The sequence below is a fragment of the Oceanibaculum sp. genome (assembly GCF_022449305.1).
GTDB lineage: Bacteria > Pseudomonadota > Alphaproteobacteria > Oceanibaculales > Oceanibaculaceae > Oceanibaculum > Oceanibaculum indicum.
The window spans coordinates 1-15,009 of record NZ_JAKUSO010000074.1; the positions used below are offsets into that span (position 1 = coordinate 1).

Here is a 15,009-nt window from a genome sequence, read left to right on the forward strand (position 1 = left end):
GGCCGGTCGCGAGCACAGACCCCAAAATCGGGCGCAGCGGCGGGTGTATGCCTCCGGTCGGGCTACGCCCTCCCTGCGACACACACCCGCCGAAACGTCTCATCCTGATTGTCGCTGAGTCTCATCCTGTTTGTCGCTGCGCACCAGGCTCCGGTATGGGGCAGGGCATGGGGCCGGGTATTGGCGCTGGCCCCGGGATGATGCAGGGGCAAGGCATGCCGGGTGGCTGGCCCGGCGGCTGGATGCAACAGCCCCCAGGCGGGCCGGATAGCGATCGTTTTCCGGGGGCGATGCCGATGATGCGGGGATGGGGCAATGGGTACGCCATGCCCGGTCCGATGATGCAGGGCTATGGGGCGACGGGGCCTGGGATGATGCATCCCGGTATGACGGGCCAGGGCATGACGGGCCAGGGCATGATCTATGGCATGCCCGGCCGCTACGACCAGGAGATCAAGCCTGATCAGGTCAGGGAGATGCTGCAGCGCCGCCTCGACTGGCATGGCAATCCGCGGCTGAAGCTCGGCGAGATCAAGCCCACCGAGCATGGCGAAATCCTGGCCGATATCGTCACCCAGGAGGGCTCGCTGGTCCAACGTCTGGCAATCGACCGCCGGACCGGCGCCCTGCGCCAGGTCGATTGAAGGGAGGATATAATGTGGCAGAACTGGCATCAGCCCGGTGCGATGATGGGCTATGACGGTGGCGGATGGTTCTGGGGAATGGCCTTCCACGGCTTCTCGGCCATCCTGTTCATCGCCGTGCTGGCGGTGGTCCTCTCCCCGCTGTTTCGATGGCTGGGGGCAGGGCACCAGACGCACGCAACGACGCAGTCCGGCGGTAGTGCGCTAGACATCCTCAAGGCACGCTATGCGCGCGGGGAGATCGACCGCGACGATTATCTGCAGCGAAAAGCCGATCTGTCCTGACCGCTCCGTGACGACAAGCGACGGCCCGTGGCCCAGGCGGTTTCACTTGGGTCACGGGCCTGTCTGTTTCCCACAAATCACTGTGGCCAGACTGGGTGATGATCGTCGATCACCAGTTCGTGGCTGTGCTGCAGCGGTGCGTGCCGGTGCGGGTGGCTGTACGGCTCCGGCCCTTCCCAGTCTTCATGCTCATGCTGGTGGTGCGCGTCATGGGTATGCGGATGGGTGTGCGCCTGTTCGGGATGATCGTGCGGCAGCACGCCGGGATCGCCCGCCGGCCAGACCAGCGCGGCGATCATTGTTCCCACCGCCGCGATCGCTGCCAGAACATAGAAGGTAGCCTCCAGCCCGAGCATCGCACCAAGCCAGCCGGCCAGCGGATAGGTCAGCAGCCAGCAGGCATGCGACAGGGCGAACTGCGCGGCGAACAGGGCCGGCCGTGCCGCGCCAGGTCGTCGATCATCCATTGGCCACAGACCGGGTGCTGCGCTGCATGGTGCAGAATGTGCAGCCGCACCAGACCGGACAGCAGGTCATGATGGTCCATGCGCTCAGGTTCTTTGCGGCAGGAGGATTACTGCTGCACCGAAGACGCAGATAGCCGCCCCGGCGACATCCCATCGGTCAGGCGGGGAGGGGGGCTCGACCAGCCACATCCACAGCATGGAGCTCGCGATATAGACCCCGCCGTAGGCGGCATAGGCGCCCCCCGCTAGCGTGCTGTCGGCCCGCGTCAGGATCCAGGCGAACAGCGCGAGGCTGGCAAGGCCCGGGATCAGCCAGAGTGCTGACTTGTCCAGCCGCGCCCAAGCCTAGAATGCGAAGCACCCTGCGATCTCCGCGAACGCCGCGATCAGATACCAGACGAAAGTCATGCGCGGTTCTCCGTGCGGCGACGCGACAATTCGCGATAGAGGGCTTCGCGCCAGACGCCGAGTTCGGCGACCACCTCTTGCCAGCGGCCCTTTTCCGGCAGGCTGGGGCCTTCGGTGAGCCAGGCATCGAGACGATCCTCGACTCGCGGCTGTAATCGGATCTCGGCTCTGAGGCGCGCCGCCTGAGCCGCGCTAGGTTTCTAGTCCAGAGTTCAGCAAGGTCGGGGTCCGATCTCAGTCGCGCCAGAGGAACACCGTGCGCGGTAGGAGCGCCGCTAGGCGGGGCTCCGGCACCACCGCATCGCAATGGTAGGAGTCCGACCAGGCGGACGCCTCCGCGAGGATATGCCCGGGCCCGGCGCGCTGCAGGATCATCTTCAGCCCATGGCCCGTGTGACGGACCAGCTCGGCCTGCCGGGCCCGGAGCAGGATCATCGACACCACCGGGTCGCCGGCGCGGAACAGCAGGTCTCCAGCGGCGAATTCGCGCGCGACCGCGTCAGCGAAGAGAGGCTCGAACAGGTCGAACATGATCGCAATCATATGCAACGCTGCCGCCAGATGCGAGAGAGGAAAGAAAACCAAAAGAAAACCATAGGAGTTTCCCGATGATCCGTCTCGCGCTCCTTGTATCGTTCTGGCCATTCCCGTCAGTGCGGTTGCCCAGCATCAGGGCCATTCCCTCTATGCTGGGATGGAAGGCCGCGAGATCAAGAGCCTATCTGCCGAGGACATCAAGGATTTGCGCGCAGGCCGCGGCTGGAGCCTTGCCCTAGCGGCCGAGTTGAACGGCGTGCCGGGCCCGGCGCATCTTCTGGAACTGAAGGACGGGATCGGTCTTTCGCCAGACCAGGTCTTGACGATCGAGGCGATCTTCGCCGCCATGCAGGCCGAAGCACAGGCAGCGGGCGAGCGCCTCATCGCGGCCGAGGCGGCCATTGAGGCGGCCTTCCGCGCGGACGATCCGACGCCCGATGCGCTGCGAGCCCTGACCGACGCTACCGCCGAAGCCTGGGCCGACTTGCGCTTCATTTACGTGTCGCGCCATCTCGAGACGCCGCTGCTGCTGACGGTTGAGCAAATCGCCCGCTACAACGAATTACGTGGCTAAGACGGCGCCGACTCCTGCGATGCAGTGCCTGAGGGCCACGACACTGAAATGTGGCGGCGCCACAATGACTGCAGGAACTGAACGTACTCTGGCATATCCGAGACGCCAGAAGAACCATAACCGGGGTATGCAAGCGCGAGATTACCGGACGTCTATCAATTGGAGAACGCTGGATCCCGGTCCTGCCCCCTTTCCGAGAAGCCGCAAGCTTGAGAAGAATGAAGTCAGGTTGGGGCCGCCTCTTGATCTCCGCCGATTACGTGAAGACAGTCCGGAAGCTGCGCATTACGGACGGGTGATGCGCAGCGACATTCTTGCCGGGTATATGCGTCAATCATATAAAATTGACCAACTCTGCACCATGCCTACTGCGCGAGATTGTCCGATATCTTAATAACGCTTACAGCGTAAAAAATGATCACCAGCAGAATTAAGGCAAAAAATATCGCCCAATTGCGTTGGGACAGCCCTTTCGATTTTCTACTCATACTTTATGCTCCGTTTGCTGGACCGACAATTATTCGTGAGGCGGTCAAGTGTTTGACTTCTCTGGGGTTGTTGGCTGAGGCTATTGGTTGCGCTCGTACCAGCGCGGCAAGCGGGTCGATTGGACGCCCGTCGAGCCGCACCTCATAGTGAAGATTTGGCCCAGTCGCCGTGCCGCTGGCTCCGACAGTCCCGATGACCTGGTCGGCTTGAACCCATGCCTGTTTCGAGAGGCCTTTGGCAAAGCTCGATAAATGGGCATAACGGGTCGTAACGCCATTTCCGTGATCTATGTCGATGACACGGCCATAGCCCCGCAACCGACCAAGGAATGATATCCGGCCAGCAGCCGTGCTGGAAATCGGTGTGCCTGCCGGCGCCTCATAGTCCACCCCGGTATGCAGGCGTACGCTTCCGTAAACTGGATGCTTTCTTCGTCCGAAGACCGAGGACAGTCTCGCTCCTTCGACCGGCGCCCGGATTCTCTGCACGAGATCGCCGTCACGATAAAGTGCTGCGGTGCTATCCTCGTCCAGTATGAGGAGTTCCAGCACACTCTGTTTTGTTGCTAATCTCGCATAGGACAGTTTCGGCTCGCCGACAGCGATTCCCTTCTCATCGATGCTCTCGCTCCAGATGATGGCGATTTCGTTACCGCTTCGCAGATCGCGGCGGAAGTCATAGAGATTTGAAAAAAAGGCAGCCAATTCCACTGCAAAGCGTTCCGGCGCATCTATCCTGTTCAGCGTTTCAGAGAGGCTATTCTCAATTTTCGCTTTAGCTACGTGTTCGATGCTGCTCAGTTCGGGCTCGACCAGGATGGTTTGTGCACCCTTAGAGAAGACAACGTCTAGGCGCACGCCGAGGCGCGTCGTCAACGAAATTCTCTTCACTGCACTCTTGTCATTCCAAGGAGATCGCACAGTCAATATATCGCCAGGGCGCAGTTCAGTCGGGTCGAACTCGGCGACAATGGCTAGAACTGCTTCTCGTTGAACGGCCCTATCAACACCACTGCGACCCAACATTGTTCCCAGCGTATCACCCGGCTTGGCAATGATTGATCGTTCCTCCGCTTCGGCGGCGGGTGATTTGGTATGGGGTTGGGACCAAGACAAGGATGGAAAGCCCATCCCCCACATGGCTAGCAATCCAACAAAAGTCATCGCCTGGAAGATGGGGCGGCCAATCTGCCCCGATACCGGGATAGAATTCACAGCTCAAAGAACCTTCTTGATCTTTGGGACGGCGATTTCACGTGCTTCGTGATAATCGATAGTCGACTGGAAATTGCCCGCCGCATCGAACAGGAGGACCGTGGCGGTATGATTCATTGTATAACCTCCCTCGGTCTTAACCTTGTCGTAGAAGACCCCAAAGAAATCGGCCGTCTTCTTGATGTCGTCGGGTGTGCCCGTATAGCCGACAATGGACGGGTGGAACATGTCTAGGTATTCAGACATGGTCTCCACGGTATCACGTTCAGGGTCTACAGTGACGAAGGCGACATTCATATCCTGTGCGTCCTCACCCAAGACTTCGAGCCAGCCAGTAATGTCAGAAAGTGTGGTAGGGCAAACATCTGGACAGTAGGTGAAGCCGAAGAACAGAAGGGTCGGACGCCCCACCCAGTTTGCCGGACTAATACGCCGGCCCTCATGGTCGGTTAGCGTCATTGCGGCCTGCGCGAGAGGTGGCGGACCGGCGGCCTTGGGAAGCCGGGGTGTAATGGCCCCAGGGCCATCGACCTGCCACCAGCCAGCGAACAGGGTCACGGCCAGCAGCGCGGCAAGACCGGCCAGGCCTAGCAGCAACCTGCGCTTGTTCACTTCTCCGGTGCCATTGCGCCGACGCTATGGATAGGTACGTCGAGCGTTAGCTTTCCAGCCCTTTCGAAAGTCAGTGTGAGCGGGAAGTCGGCGCCCTTCTCAAGCGGCTGCCGCAGCTTCATTAGCATGACATGCAGCCCACCTGGCGCCAGCGTCACGGTTTCGCCTGGTCCAATGGGCAGCGGACTGACGGATGACATGGAAACTACACCATCTTTCATCTCGACCTTGTGGACTTCGGCCATGCCGGAGAGAGGCGATTCCACACCGATCAGCTGATCCGCTGCGCTTCCTTCGTTACGTATCATCATATAAGCCGCTGCTGGTCGAGAGGTGCCGATAGAGGCGCGCGCCCATGGAGTCTCCACCGTAATATCGCCGGCTTGCGCGGTTTCCGCCGTGCCGGGCCTGGCGTAAAGGAGGCCAACAATTAGGGCGAGGGCAATAAACAGCCCTTTCGCTACAATCTTCATAATCTTTCCTTTAGGTCTTCAATGATTTCCGCCGCCGGTGTCCCATAGGCAAACAGGCGGACGAACCTGCCTTTCGGGTCCAATAGATACAGGGCCGAGCTGTGCGACATGGTGTAGCCATCGTGAGCCCCTCTCTCGGGCTGCATCTCGTAATAGGCAGAAAAGGCCCGGGCCGCTTTGGCGACGGCCCCCGGTTCTCCGGTAAGACCAACCAGCGCCGGATGGAACGCCGTGACATACTCGGCCATTGCCGACGGAGAATCACGTTCCGGATCGACGGAGATAAAGAGCGGTTGAACGTTGCGCGCGACATCGCCCAGCCCGTCGATCACCGTTGCCACCTCGGCCAGGGTGGTCGGGCAGATATCAGGACAATGGGTGAAACCGAAGAAAACGAGTTGCCATTTCCCCAGATAACGGTCTTCCGTTACCGTCTCGCCCGTGTGGCTGGTTAGAGAGTAGTCTGCACGAATGGTATCCAATGCAGGTTGGCTGGCCTCTTCTTGAAAAGCCCCCCTCCAGGCGTAGAGCCCAATAAAACCCATTCCGGCAAGCGCTACCATGATCCACAGAAAGATACGCAACCTAGCCAAGAGCCTGAACCTCCGAGGCCACTGCTTCTAACAATTGTTCCGAGCCGAAAGAAGGAAGTGGCTTGCCATTGATGAAGAAAGTGGGCGTTTGCCTAATTCCAAGCGCTGCGACGTCGGCCGCATCCTGATTAAGCCGCGCAACCAGCCCTGGCAGCATTCGCTCCCGCCGCGCACGGTCAACATCCAGACCGGCTCGTGCGGCGGCATCCCAGGCGATATTCAGGCGAGGTTGGTCATGCGCCGCCCAGGCTGGCTGCGCTTCAAGCACCGCTTCGAGCACCGCTTCAAACATATCCTGCAGGCGCGCGGCTTCTAGCATGCTCACCACTTCGTCAGAACCTTGGTGGAAGGTCGCATATCGCAATATGACGCGAACTTGCTGTGGGTAGGTGCCGAGTATGCGCTTAACGATAGGGTGGAACGCCCGGCACGCTTCGCAGGCTGGATCGAAAAATTCGACAACGGTGACTGGTGTATCCTTTCGACCCAGCACTGGCGAATAATCGCGGACAAGAGAGCTGCCGGGCGGCAAAGAAAGAGGCGTCGATTTCTGCTCCTGCTGCCGCCTCGCGAGCAGCGCGGCCGCGGCGAAGCCGCCCAGCGAAGCGGCGGCGACGCCAAGTACCAAAGTGCGGCGAGTGATCATTGGCTTTTCCTCTTTCCAGCAAGGAGCAACACAGAGATGGCGAGAAAAGCTCCCAACGACAACATGGGCAAGGGCAGTTCCATAAAGGTCATTCCCGCTCCAGTGCAGGAAACGCCCGCCTGGCAAGGCTCTATACTGGTCGGCGGCCAACCGACATAAAGCAGGCTGTGCCAGAGCGCCACGCCGCCGCCTGCGAGCGCAAGCGGCAAGGCATAACAACCAACACCAGCGTCATTCCGCAGGCAGGCGACACCCAAAATCAATGCTAAGGGAAACATAGCGATCCGCTGGTACCAGCAAAGCTGGCAAGGGGTCAGACCGAAAATCTCGCCGATGTAAACGGCGCCCAGTGTTGCCGCCAGCGCGATTAGCCATGCGCCGAACAGACACGACCAACCGATACTGCCTATTGGTCTGTCTTTGGGCGTCGTCATTGTCCCTCAGTCCTTTCGGAACGCAATGCCTGGGCAAACATCATCAATGCGCCCGCAACGATGAAGACGTCAGCACCGTTGAACGTCGGCCAATGCCAATCGCCCCAATGGAAATCAATGAAGTCAGTCACCGCGCCCTGGCGCCATCGGTCAATGACGTTGCCGAGGGAACCACCGACAATCAGCGCCAGCGCCGAGCGCTCACCTGCCGTGTGGGTTTTCAGCGCCCAAATGAGGATGCTTAGGGTGATGCCGAGCGTCAAAAGAACGAGAAGCAATGGGCGCCCCTCGAAGATGCCGCCGAACATGCCGAAGCTGACCCCTGTATTGAAGCCGACGACAATATTAAGGAAATTGGTGATCTCAATAACGCGCGCTTGTCCAGCGAGCTTGGTCAACACCAGCCATTTCGTTGCCTGGTCGACCAACAGCGCAAAGGCCGCGATGGTCGCGACGATGCTTACCCGCTTGAGCATTCTTCCCCTCCGGTTCTGGTTGCGGGCTGTCTTGAGGTAATCCGAGGAGGAGGTTAGTATCTCTAGTCACTAGAGTTACAAGAGGGTGTTTACATGTATTCCATCGGCCAGGTCGCCTTGGAGACTGGGGTGAAAGTTCCAACCATCCGCTATTACGAGCAGATCGGCTTGCTTCCCGAACCGCATAGAAGCGCTGGCCGACAGCGGCTTTACCCGCTCCGAACCGTTGAACGCCTGGCTTTTATACGACATGCCCGGCAATTAGGTTTCTCCTTGCCCGCGATCCGTGACCTGCTGAGCCTGTCGGATCAACCTGATCGTCCCTGCGAAGCAGCTGACGCTATCGCCGTCGAACAACTCGACCAAGTCGAACAGCGTCTAAGACAGCTTCAAGCACTGAAACAGGAACTATCCCGTATGATCGCCCAATGCCGAGGCGGCAGTATTTCCGAGTGTCGGATCATTGAGGTGTTAAGCGATCACTCACAGTGCGCGGCGGAAAGTCATGCAGCCCCAGGCGACCGATTTTGAAACGTTGAGCGGTAAGGTTCAGACGATCCAGAAGTTAGAGTAACGGCGCTGACCTTCTCCCCGTTATGTCCGCGTTTATAAGTTAGCTCCGTTCATGTTGTGATCCTCTCGGGACCGGGTTGCAAATTCGTGGGGTGTGAGCCCTTGGAGGCTCGTATGGGGTCGGTTGAGGTTATAGTCGACCCGCCTGTCTTCGATGATCGCGCGTGCGTGCCGATAGCTGACGAACAGATGCTCGTTGAGGCACTCGTCGCGCAGCCGGCCATTGGAGCTTTCGACGGAGCCGTTCTGCTTTGGCTTACTCGGTGCAATATAGTCCATGCGACGGTGCGATCCTGCTGCCATCGGAGCATGGCGTTGGCGGTCAGCTCATTGCCATTATCGCTAACGATCATGCAGGGATATTCCCGTGTCCGCGCGAATTCGTCCGAGAGCCAGCATGAGTCCTTAGTGTATTGTCTCCATCGGCTTACAGGGAGGAACATTAGCGCTTCAAAGCTTGTGGGGGGCAAAGCCTTCGGAGCCGCCTACCGGGACGTGGAACGCGGGCGGTTGTGGGTTCCGGCACAAGCCCTTGGAGTCACCCGACCGTCGCCAGTATCGGAAAAGCATCCAGCAGCCAGTAGGACAGCGCCGAAAGCTGCCCAGTAACCATGGCGACGCCCATTGCCACCATGAGCAGCCCGGCGATCTGATGCAGCCGGCGTCCAATGCGTCCGATCGCCCGCAGGCGCCAGATCAGACGGTCGGTGAAGGCGGCAGCGAGCACGAACGGCACACCAAGCCCGGCCGAGTAAATGGCAAGCAGCACAACCCCCTCACCAACCGTTGCCGTGGCCGCGCTCGCCGTGAGAATGGCGCCAAGGATTGGCCCGATACAGGGCGTCCAGCCGAAGCCAAAGGCGAGCCCTATGACATAGGCTGATAGCGGCTGGCCTGCGGTGATGGACAAATGAAAGCGGGCCTCGCGCTGCATCATGGCGATCCGTACCATACCGATCATGAACAGGCCGAACAGGATGATGATACCACCACCGACGAGGTTCAGTTCGTAGCGATAGCTCAGAAGCATCTGACCGAGCGCCGTCGCGCTTGCTCCCAGGATCATAAAGATGGTCGAGAAACCCAGCACAAAATACAGGCTCATGACGATGGCTTGGCGGCGGCCGTTGGCATCGCGGTCGTTTCCGCTGGCTGTTTGTCCCGCGACGTAAGAGACATAACCCGGCACCAGCGGGAGGACACAGGGGGAAACGAAAGAGATTGTGCCGGCTACGAAAGCGGCGGCAATACCGATGCCCGACAGCTCAAACATTGGTACTAGCCGCCATTCGGCTCTGTCCGGGACGTCTTTTGGTCGCGAACCAGAATGCCGCCAGGGGAATGATGATCCATTGCAGCATCGGACTGAGCCCGGCATCGATGCCAGGGATAACCGGCATCAAATCCCGATAGGCCCATGCCTGCCGCACCTCGATATTGAGCCATTCGCTGAACACCGTGTAGCCAAGCCCGAGCGCCACCGTCAGCACGACGACCCGGCCTGTTCGTACGGTTGGCCAGGCCGGAGTGCCGACGGAAAACAGTGCCAGCATGACCGCGCTCAGCGCGATCAAGATGTCGCCGCCCGTGCAATGCACGGCGGCGAACACGATCTCACTCGCCGACCCTGTTTCCCACAGCGTATAGAGCGGCATGTGAGCGAACTCCCAGACGAGGTTCGCGGCGGCGACAAAGATGATGTATCGCCGCAGCGCCGAAAGCCATTCGACGGGACCTGCGGCGCGAACAGGCTCTTCGCTTGAATGCGCTGCCGTCATCGGAATAGCTCCTTGACGCTGTCCCACCAGCCCGTCTCCGCCGGCCTCGACGGGCGAGAGGGGGCGTTGGTCAGGCCGTTGATGTAAAGCACCAGGTTCAGGGGCTCGAAGCGCAGGCCATGGAACTTGGCGGCGAACCGCCCGTCACGGTCGATCACATGCGTGACGACGCCATGCATCTGCTGGCCGTCATCAAGCGGCTCGAACTTGACGTTATAGGTCTCCGAGAGGGTTCGCGTCGCGTCCTCGGTATCGCCTGGGCGTCGGGTGAGAAACATCCAGTTGTTCGGGGCGAGGCCATGCGCCTCGCCATAGCTCCTCATGACATCGGGCGTATCTACCTCGGGATCGGTCGTCACCGTGATGAACTGGACCATGTCCTTCATCGGCGTGACGTTGATCTTCGACTGAACGTCCGCGATCAGGGCGGAGTGCAGCGGGCAGACATCGGCGCAGCCTGCGAAGATGAAGTTGAGCACAACGATCCTGTCGGTGAAGTCTGACAAGCGAACCACTTTCCCATCAGCATCGGCCAGTTCGAACGGCGGCACCGGGCTGTCAATGGCCTGAAAGAACTGTTCCTTGCTGCCCATGACCTTGTCGAGGTCGGCGCCGGGATGATGCGCCGCAGCCGGCATAGCATAGGCAAGCATGGCAATCAGCAATGCGGTCAGTCGTGCAAAATGCATGTCGTCTCCCTGAAATATCCGCCCGTTCGGCGCTGGCTGTCTGCGCTGTCATTCCCGGCGGCTGTGTGACTGAGGCCCGACGCCTGCCTTGCCGTGGGTTGAGCATGACTTTGTTCCGCCGCCGCGCATGCAGAGGCCTAGCGCGCACATGGCGGCGCAGGGGGCGAGGCTGAGCAGGATCGGCGCGACGCCCACAGCCGTCAGCCAGCCCCAGTTGAGGGCAAGCCCGGCGCCCAGGACTCCGGTGCCTGCAACCAAGACGATCCGGCGAGGCGTCATCCAGGGCGGCCTTGCCGATGACGGTATCGGACGGGAATCTTCCATGGCTTTCTGTTCACCAATCATTGTCTTGGTTCCTTTCCTGTATGTTCGGCAATGACGCTCTCGAAGTAGGCGACCATCTCCGCCGTGTCCCATACGGCCGGTCCGATCAGCCGGCCGAGTTCCCGACCGTCCGGCCCGATGAGCAGTGTCGCCGGGAGGCCGAATATTTTGAGGTCACGCGATACCTTCATTGTCTCGTCGATGAAGATGCCTAGATGCCGGATGCGGATCTCATCGAAGAACCGGCGGACGACACCGGCGCCAGCACGGTCTATCGACAGCGTCACGACCTGGAAGCGCTCGCTGCCGAGCGTTGCCTGAAGCCGGTCCAGTGTCGGCATTTCATGACGGCAGGGGGCGCACCAGGTGGCCCAGACGTTAAGAAGGACGACCTTGCCGCGCCAGCGGTCGAGCGTGAGGGGGGTGCCGTGTTCGTCTGCAAACGAGATCGCGGGGAGCGGCACCGGCGTGTCGTGCTGCGGGACGGCATTCGGCCCTTCCGCCATCGCGGCGGTCGAGAATACCAGCCCCAGCACGAACCCGAACGCGGGCAAGGAATTCATCAGCTTGCCTCCTTTTCGCGGCTCATCGTGGCCTGGTGCTGCCGCTCGCGCTCGGGCCAGGTGCTCTTGATGAAGTCCAGGACCGCACGGATGTCGTCGTCGGAGAGCACCTCGTTGAAGCCAGGCATGTCGCTCTCGTAGCTGCCACCGACGACGACGGCAGGCCCTTCTTTGGTGATGCGGAACAGCACGTCATCGGGGTGATGCCAGGTGTGCCCGGACGCGTCATGAGGCGGTGCGGGTAAGCGACCGGACGGCAGGCGACGCTTCCAGTCCGGCTGGCCTTCGAGCTTCGCGCCATGGCAGGAGGCGCAGTTGGTGGCGTAGATATCCGCTCCGCGTTCGAGCTGTTCGGCAGTCCGCACGACCGAGCCGCTCTGGCCAAGTCCGACCCAGAGCAGCCCGGCCACGACGCATCCGCCGAGCAGTATCGCGGCGCCGAGACCGGCGCGCTTCATCGACGGCTACCTCCGAAAAGATATTTTACCAGCGCCGCGATTCCGAGGATGAGCAGGACGATCACGAGCAGCCATATGAGGCCCATGCCCCACATCATCATGCCGCCCATGCCTTCCATCATGCCCATACCCATGCCGGTCGGTGCGTTATTCATTGGAAACTCTCCTTATTCGACCGCGTAGATGGAAGGCTTGTCTTCGCCCACGGTGTAGATCATGAAGGCCTCGGTCTTGGTACCACTCATGCCGGGCGAGCCCATCGGCATGCCGGGCAGGGTTACACCTTTGATGTTGGGCTGCTCGCTCAACAGCCGGTTGACCATCGTGACGGGCACATGGCCACTCACCACATAGCCGTCGATCAAGGCGAGGTGGCAGCCCTGGAAGTCATCCGGAATGCCGGCTTCGCGACTCATGGTGACGAGCTCGTGGGTCGGCTTGACGGTGACAGTGAAGCCGTTGTCGCGCAGATAGTCGGCATAGGCTTCGCAGCAGCCGCATTGCGGGTTCTTGTAGAGGGTCACCTCCTCGGCGATCGCAAAAGATATGTTCGTGAAATAAACACCTACACCCAGCACAACGGTCGCGAGGGCGGCGGCAATAGGGTTACGCATGGTGGCTCTCCTTGATTCCGTGGATCAGGCAACGCGGATGACACCCATCATCCCGCCCGCCTGGTGTTCGAGGATGTGGCAGTGGAACATCCAATCGCCGGGATTGTCGGCGACGAAGGCGATCTCGACCCTTTCTCTCGGTGCGATCAGCACCGTGTCCTGCCATTCGCGGTGACGTGTCGGTTCGCCGTTGCGCGAGATCACGCGGAAGGAATGGCCGTGCAGGTGGATCGGGTGGTGCCAGGCCGTCGCATTGGTCATGGCGATCACATGGCTGCCATCGCGTTCGAGGGTCAGCATCGGGTCGAGGACATGGCCTTCAGCGGCCTTGCCATTCACGAACCAGATGCCCTGCCTGTGCATCATCCCCATCATGCCGCCGCCCATGCCAGCCCGGCTGCCTTCGCCCATGCTGCCGCCCATCTCTGCCATTACCATTCCGCCCATCATGCCGCCGTTGAAGATCACCTCATGGCGATGCGCTCCGGCGAGATCGGGTTCGGGCAAAGGATTGGCGGGCAGGGAAATGGGCCAGTCGGGCGTGGTGTCCCTAAGCGGCGTCTCATCGTAGGCGAGGTCGACCAGTCGGTATTCGAGATTCCGGTAGAACCGGTCGATAACCGAGACGCGGCTGCCCGGCTTGCCGGTCATGTCGAGCATGATGTCGGCCCGCATGGCAGGCCCGAGCACGACGAGACCGCCGGCGGGCGCATGCGGCGTTATCGGCTGGCCGTCGAGCGCGATGACTGTCGGTGTGTGGCCCTGGAAGTCGAGGCCAAAAATGCGCGCGTTTGCGGCATTGATAAGCCTTAGCCGGATACGCTCGCCGTTGCGCACCGGAAGCACGTCCGGCACGCGGCCGTTGATGGTTACGGTGTTGCCGACCCGGCCACTATGACTCATGTCATGGCCGTTGCCGAAATCGTCGCTGATCTCAGCAGACTTTGTGAGCCGCCAGTCGTCGAGTACCCAGACAAGCTCCCGGTCGATTCTTGGCGGTTCGGGCTCTTCGACAATCAGCGGCCCGTAGAGCCCTCGCCCGACCTGCTCGAAACTGCGTTGATGCGGGTGGTACCAGAAGGTACCGGCGTCGACCGCATCGAACTCGTAGACGAAGCTCCCGCCCGGCGCAATCGGCGGCTGGTTGAGATGCGGGACGCCATCCATGGCGTTCGGCACCCTGAGCCCATGCCAGTGGACGGTGGTCTCTTCGGCGAGGCCATTCTCGACAGCGATCCGGAGGCGTTCGCCCTGTCGCACGCGGATTTGTTGCCCAGGGACGGTTCCGTTATAGCACCAGGCTGGCGTCTCGCCGTGCGGCTCCGGTACGAGTCGCACCAGCCCTGGCGCAGCCTGCAATGAAAATTCTCGGACACCCGCCGCCTGTGCAGGTGACGAGAGGAACGCGGGCATTCCGAGGCTGGCTGCGCCAGCCGCGCATGTTTTCAGCAGGGTCCGACGCGACAGCGCCGATTTGATGATTGATGACATCGTTTTGCTCTCATCTGATTTCCACTGTGCTTTAGATGCGCAGACACAGTCAGCGCATGAATTGAGCAGCGACTACCCGCGCGATTGCACGGGAAGTGCAACAGGGCGCAGCGGCCGGAGCACACCCCGACCGGCGTCCGATCAGATGAGAGTGCGGGGAGGGTAGGGTTCGGGCGGACCTGTCCGGCCGACAAGGTCATAAAAGGCGCTTGCCGACGGGGATATACCGATCACCGCAGGCACACTAACTTCCAGATTAAGATTGGCCAGAATCGGAGCGACGCAGACCATGTCGCAGTCAATCCCGCCATTATTGTCACCGCTATCGGAGCCGCAGCCCTGACAGTCGGCCATATCCATGGCGCCGCCATCGGCGAGCGCCATCTTGAGAGACATCGTAGTCGCGCTCGTCACGTTCGCAACCGACCCGCCCGCGAATGCGGTGAGCGCGGCGAAAACGAAAATTGTTACAAGCCTAGACATGGTGAGTTCATAGATCATCGCCGGAGACTTGTCCAATTCCAAGGTGTCGCAGTTGATTGTGTGCAATGGGCTGAATCGACATTCATCACATCCACAGCTTTGTAGCTGCGAAATCCTGGCCGATATCGTCACCCAGGAGGGCTCGCTGGTCCAACGTCTGGCAATCGACCGCCGGACCGGCGCC

22 protein-coding genes and 2 pseudogenes are annotated in these 15,009 nt (G+C 60.6%); 4 read left to right on the plus strand and 20 right to left on the minus strand.

The genetic code is table 11. The features are described 5' to 3' along the window. Nucleotides 1–296: 296 nt before the first annotated feature. Both MK313_RS16070 and MK313_RS16075 read left to right on the plus strand, forming a co-directional pair. On the plus strand, nt 297–644 hold the full coding sequence (locus MK313_RS16070) for a hypothetical protein (protein WP_287782899.1): 348 nt from the start codon (nt 297–299) through the stop codon (nt 642–644). A 12-nt stretch (nt 645–656) separates the two neighbouring features. Next, a complete protein-coding gene (locus tag MK313_RS16075) occupies nt 657–929 on the plus strand; it encodes an SHOCT domain-containing protein (RefSeq protein ID WP_008946254.1) in 273 nt (90 codons plus the stop codon). A gap of 77 nt (nt 930–1,006) precedes the next feature. Here the strand turns inward: MK313_RS16075 and MK313_RS16080 are convergent, their stop codons facing one another. From MK313_RS16080 to MK313_RS16090, 3 genes and pseudogenes are all read right to left on the minus strand, one after another. Next, nucleotides 1,007–1,396 (minus strand): MFS transporter, encoded by a 390-nt coding sequence (locus MK313_RS16080; protein ID WP_008946253.1) that lies wholly within the window; start codon nt 1,394–1,396, stop codon nt 1,007–1,009. Nucleotides 1,397–1,480: 84 nt separating this feature from the next. Further along, nucleotides 1,481–1,804: pseudogene (locus MK313_RS16085) on the minus strand (YnfA family protein). 234 nt (nt 1,805–2,038) lie between these two features. After that, the gene (locus MK313_RS16090) at nt 2,039–2,347 is read right to left on the minus strand and encodes a cyclic nucleotide-binding domain-containing protein (RefSeq protein ID WP_008946252.1); all 309 of its coding nucleotides are present in this window, start codon (nt 2,345–2,347) and stop codon (nt 2,039–2,041) included. 151 nt (nt 2,348–2,498) lie between these two features. On the opposite strand from MK313_RS16090, the gene MK313_RS16095 reads away from it, so the two are divergent. Beyond that, complete coding sequence (locus MK313_RS16095; protein ID WP_008946251.1) at nt 2,499–2,915, plus strand: hypothetical protein; 417 nt, start codon at nt 2,499–2,501, stop codon at nt 2,913–2,915. A 491-nt stretch (nt 2,916–3,406) separates the two neighbouring features. Here the strand turns inward: MK313_RS16095 and MK313_RS16100 are convergent, their stop codons facing one another. The 7 genes from MK313_RS16100 to lspA are packed head-to-tail and all read right to left on the minus strand — an operon-like array spanning nt 3,407 to nt 7,852. Further along, complete coding sequence (locus MK313_RS16100) at nt 3,407–4,618, minus strand: M23 family metallopeptidase (RefSeq protein ID WP_083859879.1); 1,212 nt, start codon at nt 4,616–4,618, stop codon at nt 3,407–3,409. Nucleotides 4,619–4,621: 3 nt separating this feature from the next. Continuing rightward, complete coding sequence (locus MK313_RS16105; RefSeq protein WP_008946249.1) at nt 4,622–5,230, minus strand: SCO family protein; 609 nt, start codon at nt 5,228–5,230, stop codon at nt 4,622–4,624. Further along, complete coding sequence (locus tag MK313_RS16110) at nt 5,227–5,703, minus strand: copper chaperone PCu(A)C (RefSeq protein WP_008946248.1); 477 nt, start codon at nt 5,701–5,703, stop codon at nt 5,227–5,229. The genes MK313_RS16105 and MK313_RS16110 overlap by 4 nt, the downstream gene beginning before the upstream one ends. After that, nucleotides 5,700–6,287, minus strand: coding sequence for an SCO family protein (locus MK313_RS16115; protein WP_202802417.1), 588 nt, complete (start codon nt 6,285–6,287; stop codon nt 5,700–5,702). The genes MK313_RS16110 and MK313_RS16115 overlap by 4 nt, the downstream gene beginning before the upstream one ends. A gap of 1 nt (nt 6,288) precedes the next feature. Further along, nucleotides 6,289–6,939 (minus strand): thioredoxin domain-containing protein, encoded by a 651-nt coding sequence (locus MK313_RS16120; RefSeq protein WP_083859885.1) that lies wholly within the window; start codon nt 6,937–6,939, stop codon nt 6,289–6,291. Further along, nucleotides 6,939–7,376: a disulfide bond formation protein B gene (locus MK313_RS16125; RefSeq protein WP_008946245.1), complete on the minus strand. Its 438-nt coding sequence runs from the start codon at nt 7,374–7,376 to the stop codon at nt 6,939–6,941. Before MK313_RS16125 ends, MK313_RS16120 begins: the two co-directional genes overlap by 1 nt. Continuing rightward, complete coding sequence (gene lspA / locus MK313_RS16130) at nt 7,373–7,852, minus strand: signal peptidase II (protein ID WP_008946244.1); 480 nt, start codon at nt 7,850–7,852, stop codon at nt 7,373–7,375. Before lspA ends, MK313_RS16125 begins: the two co-directional genes overlap by 4 nt. A gap of 93 nt (nt 7,853–7,945) precedes the next feature. Here lspA and MK313_RS16135 point away from each other — a divergent pair, with 93 nt between their 5' ends. After that, entirely contained in the window at nt 7,946–8,383 is a 438-nt protein-coding gene (locus MK313_RS16135; RefSeq protein WP_008946243.1) for a MerR family transcriptional regulator, read from the plus strand. Nucleotides 8,384–8,458: 75 nt separating this feature from the next. Here the strand turns inward: MK313_RS16135 and MK313_RS16140 are convergent. From MK313_RS16140 to MK313_RS16185, 10 genes and pseudogenes are all read right to left on the minus strand, one after another. Next, nucleotides 8,459–8,793, minus strand: a pseudogene (locus MK313_RS16140) (integrase core domain-containing protein); the annotation flags it as partial. Between the two features lie 170 nt (nt 8,794–8,963). Beyond that, nucleotides 8,964–9,698, minus strand: coding sequence for a cytochrome c biogenesis CcdA family protein (locus MK313_RS16145; protein WP_008946241.1), 735 nt, complete (start codon nt 9,696–9,698; stop codon nt 8,964–8,966). Continuing rightward, nucleotides 9,691–10,203 (minus strand): hypothetical protein, encoded by a 513-nt coding sequence (locus MK313_RS16150; RefSeq protein ID WP_008946240.1) that lies wholly within the window; start codon nt 10,201–10,203, stop codon nt 9,691–9,693. Before MK313_RS16150 ends, MK313_RS16145 begins: the two co-directional genes overlap by 8 nt. Further along, entirely contained in the window at nt 10,200–10,892 is a 693-nt protein-coding gene (locus MK313_RS16155) for an SCO family protein (RefSeq protein WP_008946239.1), read from the minus strand. The genes MK313_RS16150 and MK313_RS16155 overlap by 4 nt, the downstream gene beginning before the upstream one ends. 341 nt (nt 10,893–11,233) lie before the next feature. After that, nucleotides 11,234–11,779 (minus strand): TlpA family protein disulfide reductase, encoded by a 546-nt coding sequence (locus MK313_RS16160; protein WP_008946238.1) that lies wholly within the window; start codon nt 11,777–11,779, stop codon nt 11,234–11,236. After that, entirely contained in the window at nt 11,779–12,237 is a 459-nt protein-coding gene (locus MK313_RS16165; RefSeq protein WP_008946237.1) for a c-type cytochrome, read from the minus strand. Before MK313_RS16165 ends, MK313_RS16160 begins: the two co-directional genes overlap by 1 nt. After that, a complete protein-coding gene (locus MK313_RS16170; protein ID WP_176342611.1) occupies nt 12,234–12,392 on the minus strand; it encodes a hypothetical protein in 159 nt (52 codons plus the stop codon). Before MK313_RS16170 ends, MK313_RS16165 begins: the two co-directional genes overlap by 4 nt. A gap of 12 nt (nt 12,393–12,404) precedes the next feature. Beyond that, nucleotides 12,405–12,851 (minus strand): DUF411 domain-containing protein, encoded by a 447-nt coding sequence (locus MK313_RS16175; protein WP_099045587.1) that lies wholly within the window; start codon nt 12,849–12,851, stop codon nt 12,405–12,407. 24 nt (nt 12,852–12,875) lie between these two features. After that, entirely contained in the window at nt 12,876–14,342 is a 1,467-nt protein-coding gene (locus MK313_RS16180) for a multicopper oxidase family protein (protein WP_086467083.1), read from the minus strand. A 141-nt stretch (nt 14,343–14,483) separates the two neighbouring features. Beyond that, complete coding sequence (locus MK313_RS16185) at nt 14,484–14,843, minus strand: hypothetical protein (protein ID WP_287782910.1); 360 nt, start codon at nt 14,841–14,843, stop codon at nt 14,484–14,486. Nucleotides 14,844–15,009: the final 166 nt, after the last annotated feature.

Bases quoted from the DNA above. Each gene is read 5' to 3' on its own strand.
- MK313_RS16070 (WP_287782899.1), top strand. From the start codon at position 297: ATGATGCGGGGATGGGGCAATGGGTACGCCATGCCCGGTCCGATGATG.
- MK313_RS16075 (WP_008946254.1), top strand. From the start codon at position 657: ATGTGGCAGAACTGGCATCAGCCCGGTGCGATGATGGGCTATGACGGT.
- MK313_RS16080 (WP_008946253.1), bottom strand. From the start codon at position 1,396: ATGGATGATCGACGACCTGGCGCGGCACGGCCGGCCCTGTTCGCCGCG.
- MK313_RS16090 (WP_008946252.1), bottom strand. From the start codon at position 2,347: ATGATTGCGATCATGTTCGACCTGTTCGAGCCTCTCTTCGCTGACGCG.
- MK313_RS16095 (WP_008946251.1), top strand. From the start codon at position 2,499: ATGGAAGGCCGCGAGATCAAGAGCCTATCTGCCGAGGACATCAAGGAT.
- MK313_RS16110 (WP_008946248.1), bottom strand. From the start codon at position 5,703: ATGAAGATTGTAGCGAAAGGGCTGTTTATTGCCCTCGCCCTAATTGTT.
- MK313_RS16125 (WP_008946245.1), bottom strand. From the start codon at position 7,376: ATGACGACGCCCAAAGACAGACCAATAGGCAGTATCGGTTGGTCGTGT.
- lspA (WP_008946244.1), bottom strand. From the start codon at position 7,852: ATGCTCAAGCGGGTAAGCATCGTCGCGACCATCGCGGCCTTTGCGCTG.
- MK313_RS16135 (WP_008946243.1), top strand. From the start codon at position 7,946: ATGTATTCCATCGGCCAGGTCGCCTTGGAGACTGGGGTGAAAGTTCCA.
- MK313_RS16145 (WP_008946241.1), bottom strand. From the start codon at position 9,698: ATGTTTGAGCTGTCGGGCATCGGTATTGCCGCCGCTTTCGTAGCCGGC.
- MK313_RS16150 (WP_008946240.1), bottom strand. From the start codon at position 10,203: ATGACGGCAGCGCATTCAAGCGAAGAGCCTGTTCGCGCCGCAGGTCCC.
- MK313_RS16155 (WP_008946239.1), bottom strand. From the start codon at position 10,892: ATGCATTTTGCACGACTGACCGCATTGCTGATTGCCATGCTTGCCTAT.
- MK313_RS16160 (WP_008946238.1), bottom strand. From the start codon at position 11,779: ATGAATTCCTTGCCCGCGTTCGGGTTCGTGCTGGGGCTGGTATTCTCG.
- MK313_RS16165 (WP_008946237.1), bottom strand. From the start codon at position 12,237: ATGAAGCGCGCCGGTCTCGGCGCCGCGATACTGCTCGGCGGATGCGTC.
- MK313_RS16170 (WP_176342611.1), bottom strand. From the start codon at position 12,392: ATGAATAACGCACCGACCGGCATGGGTATGGGCATGATGGAAGGCATG.
- MK313_RS16175 (WP_099045587.1), bottom strand. From the start codon at position 12,851: ATGCGTAACCCTATTGCCGCCGCCCTCGCGACCGTTGTGCTGGGTGTA.
- MK313_RS16180 (WP_086467083.1), bottom strand. From the start codon at position 14,342: ATGTCATCAATCATCAAATCGGCGCTGTCGCGTCGGACCCTGCTGAAA.
- MK313_RS16185 (WP_287782910.1), bottom strand. From the start codon at position 14,843: ATGATCTATGAACTCACCATGTCTAGGCTTGTAACAATTTTCGTTTTC.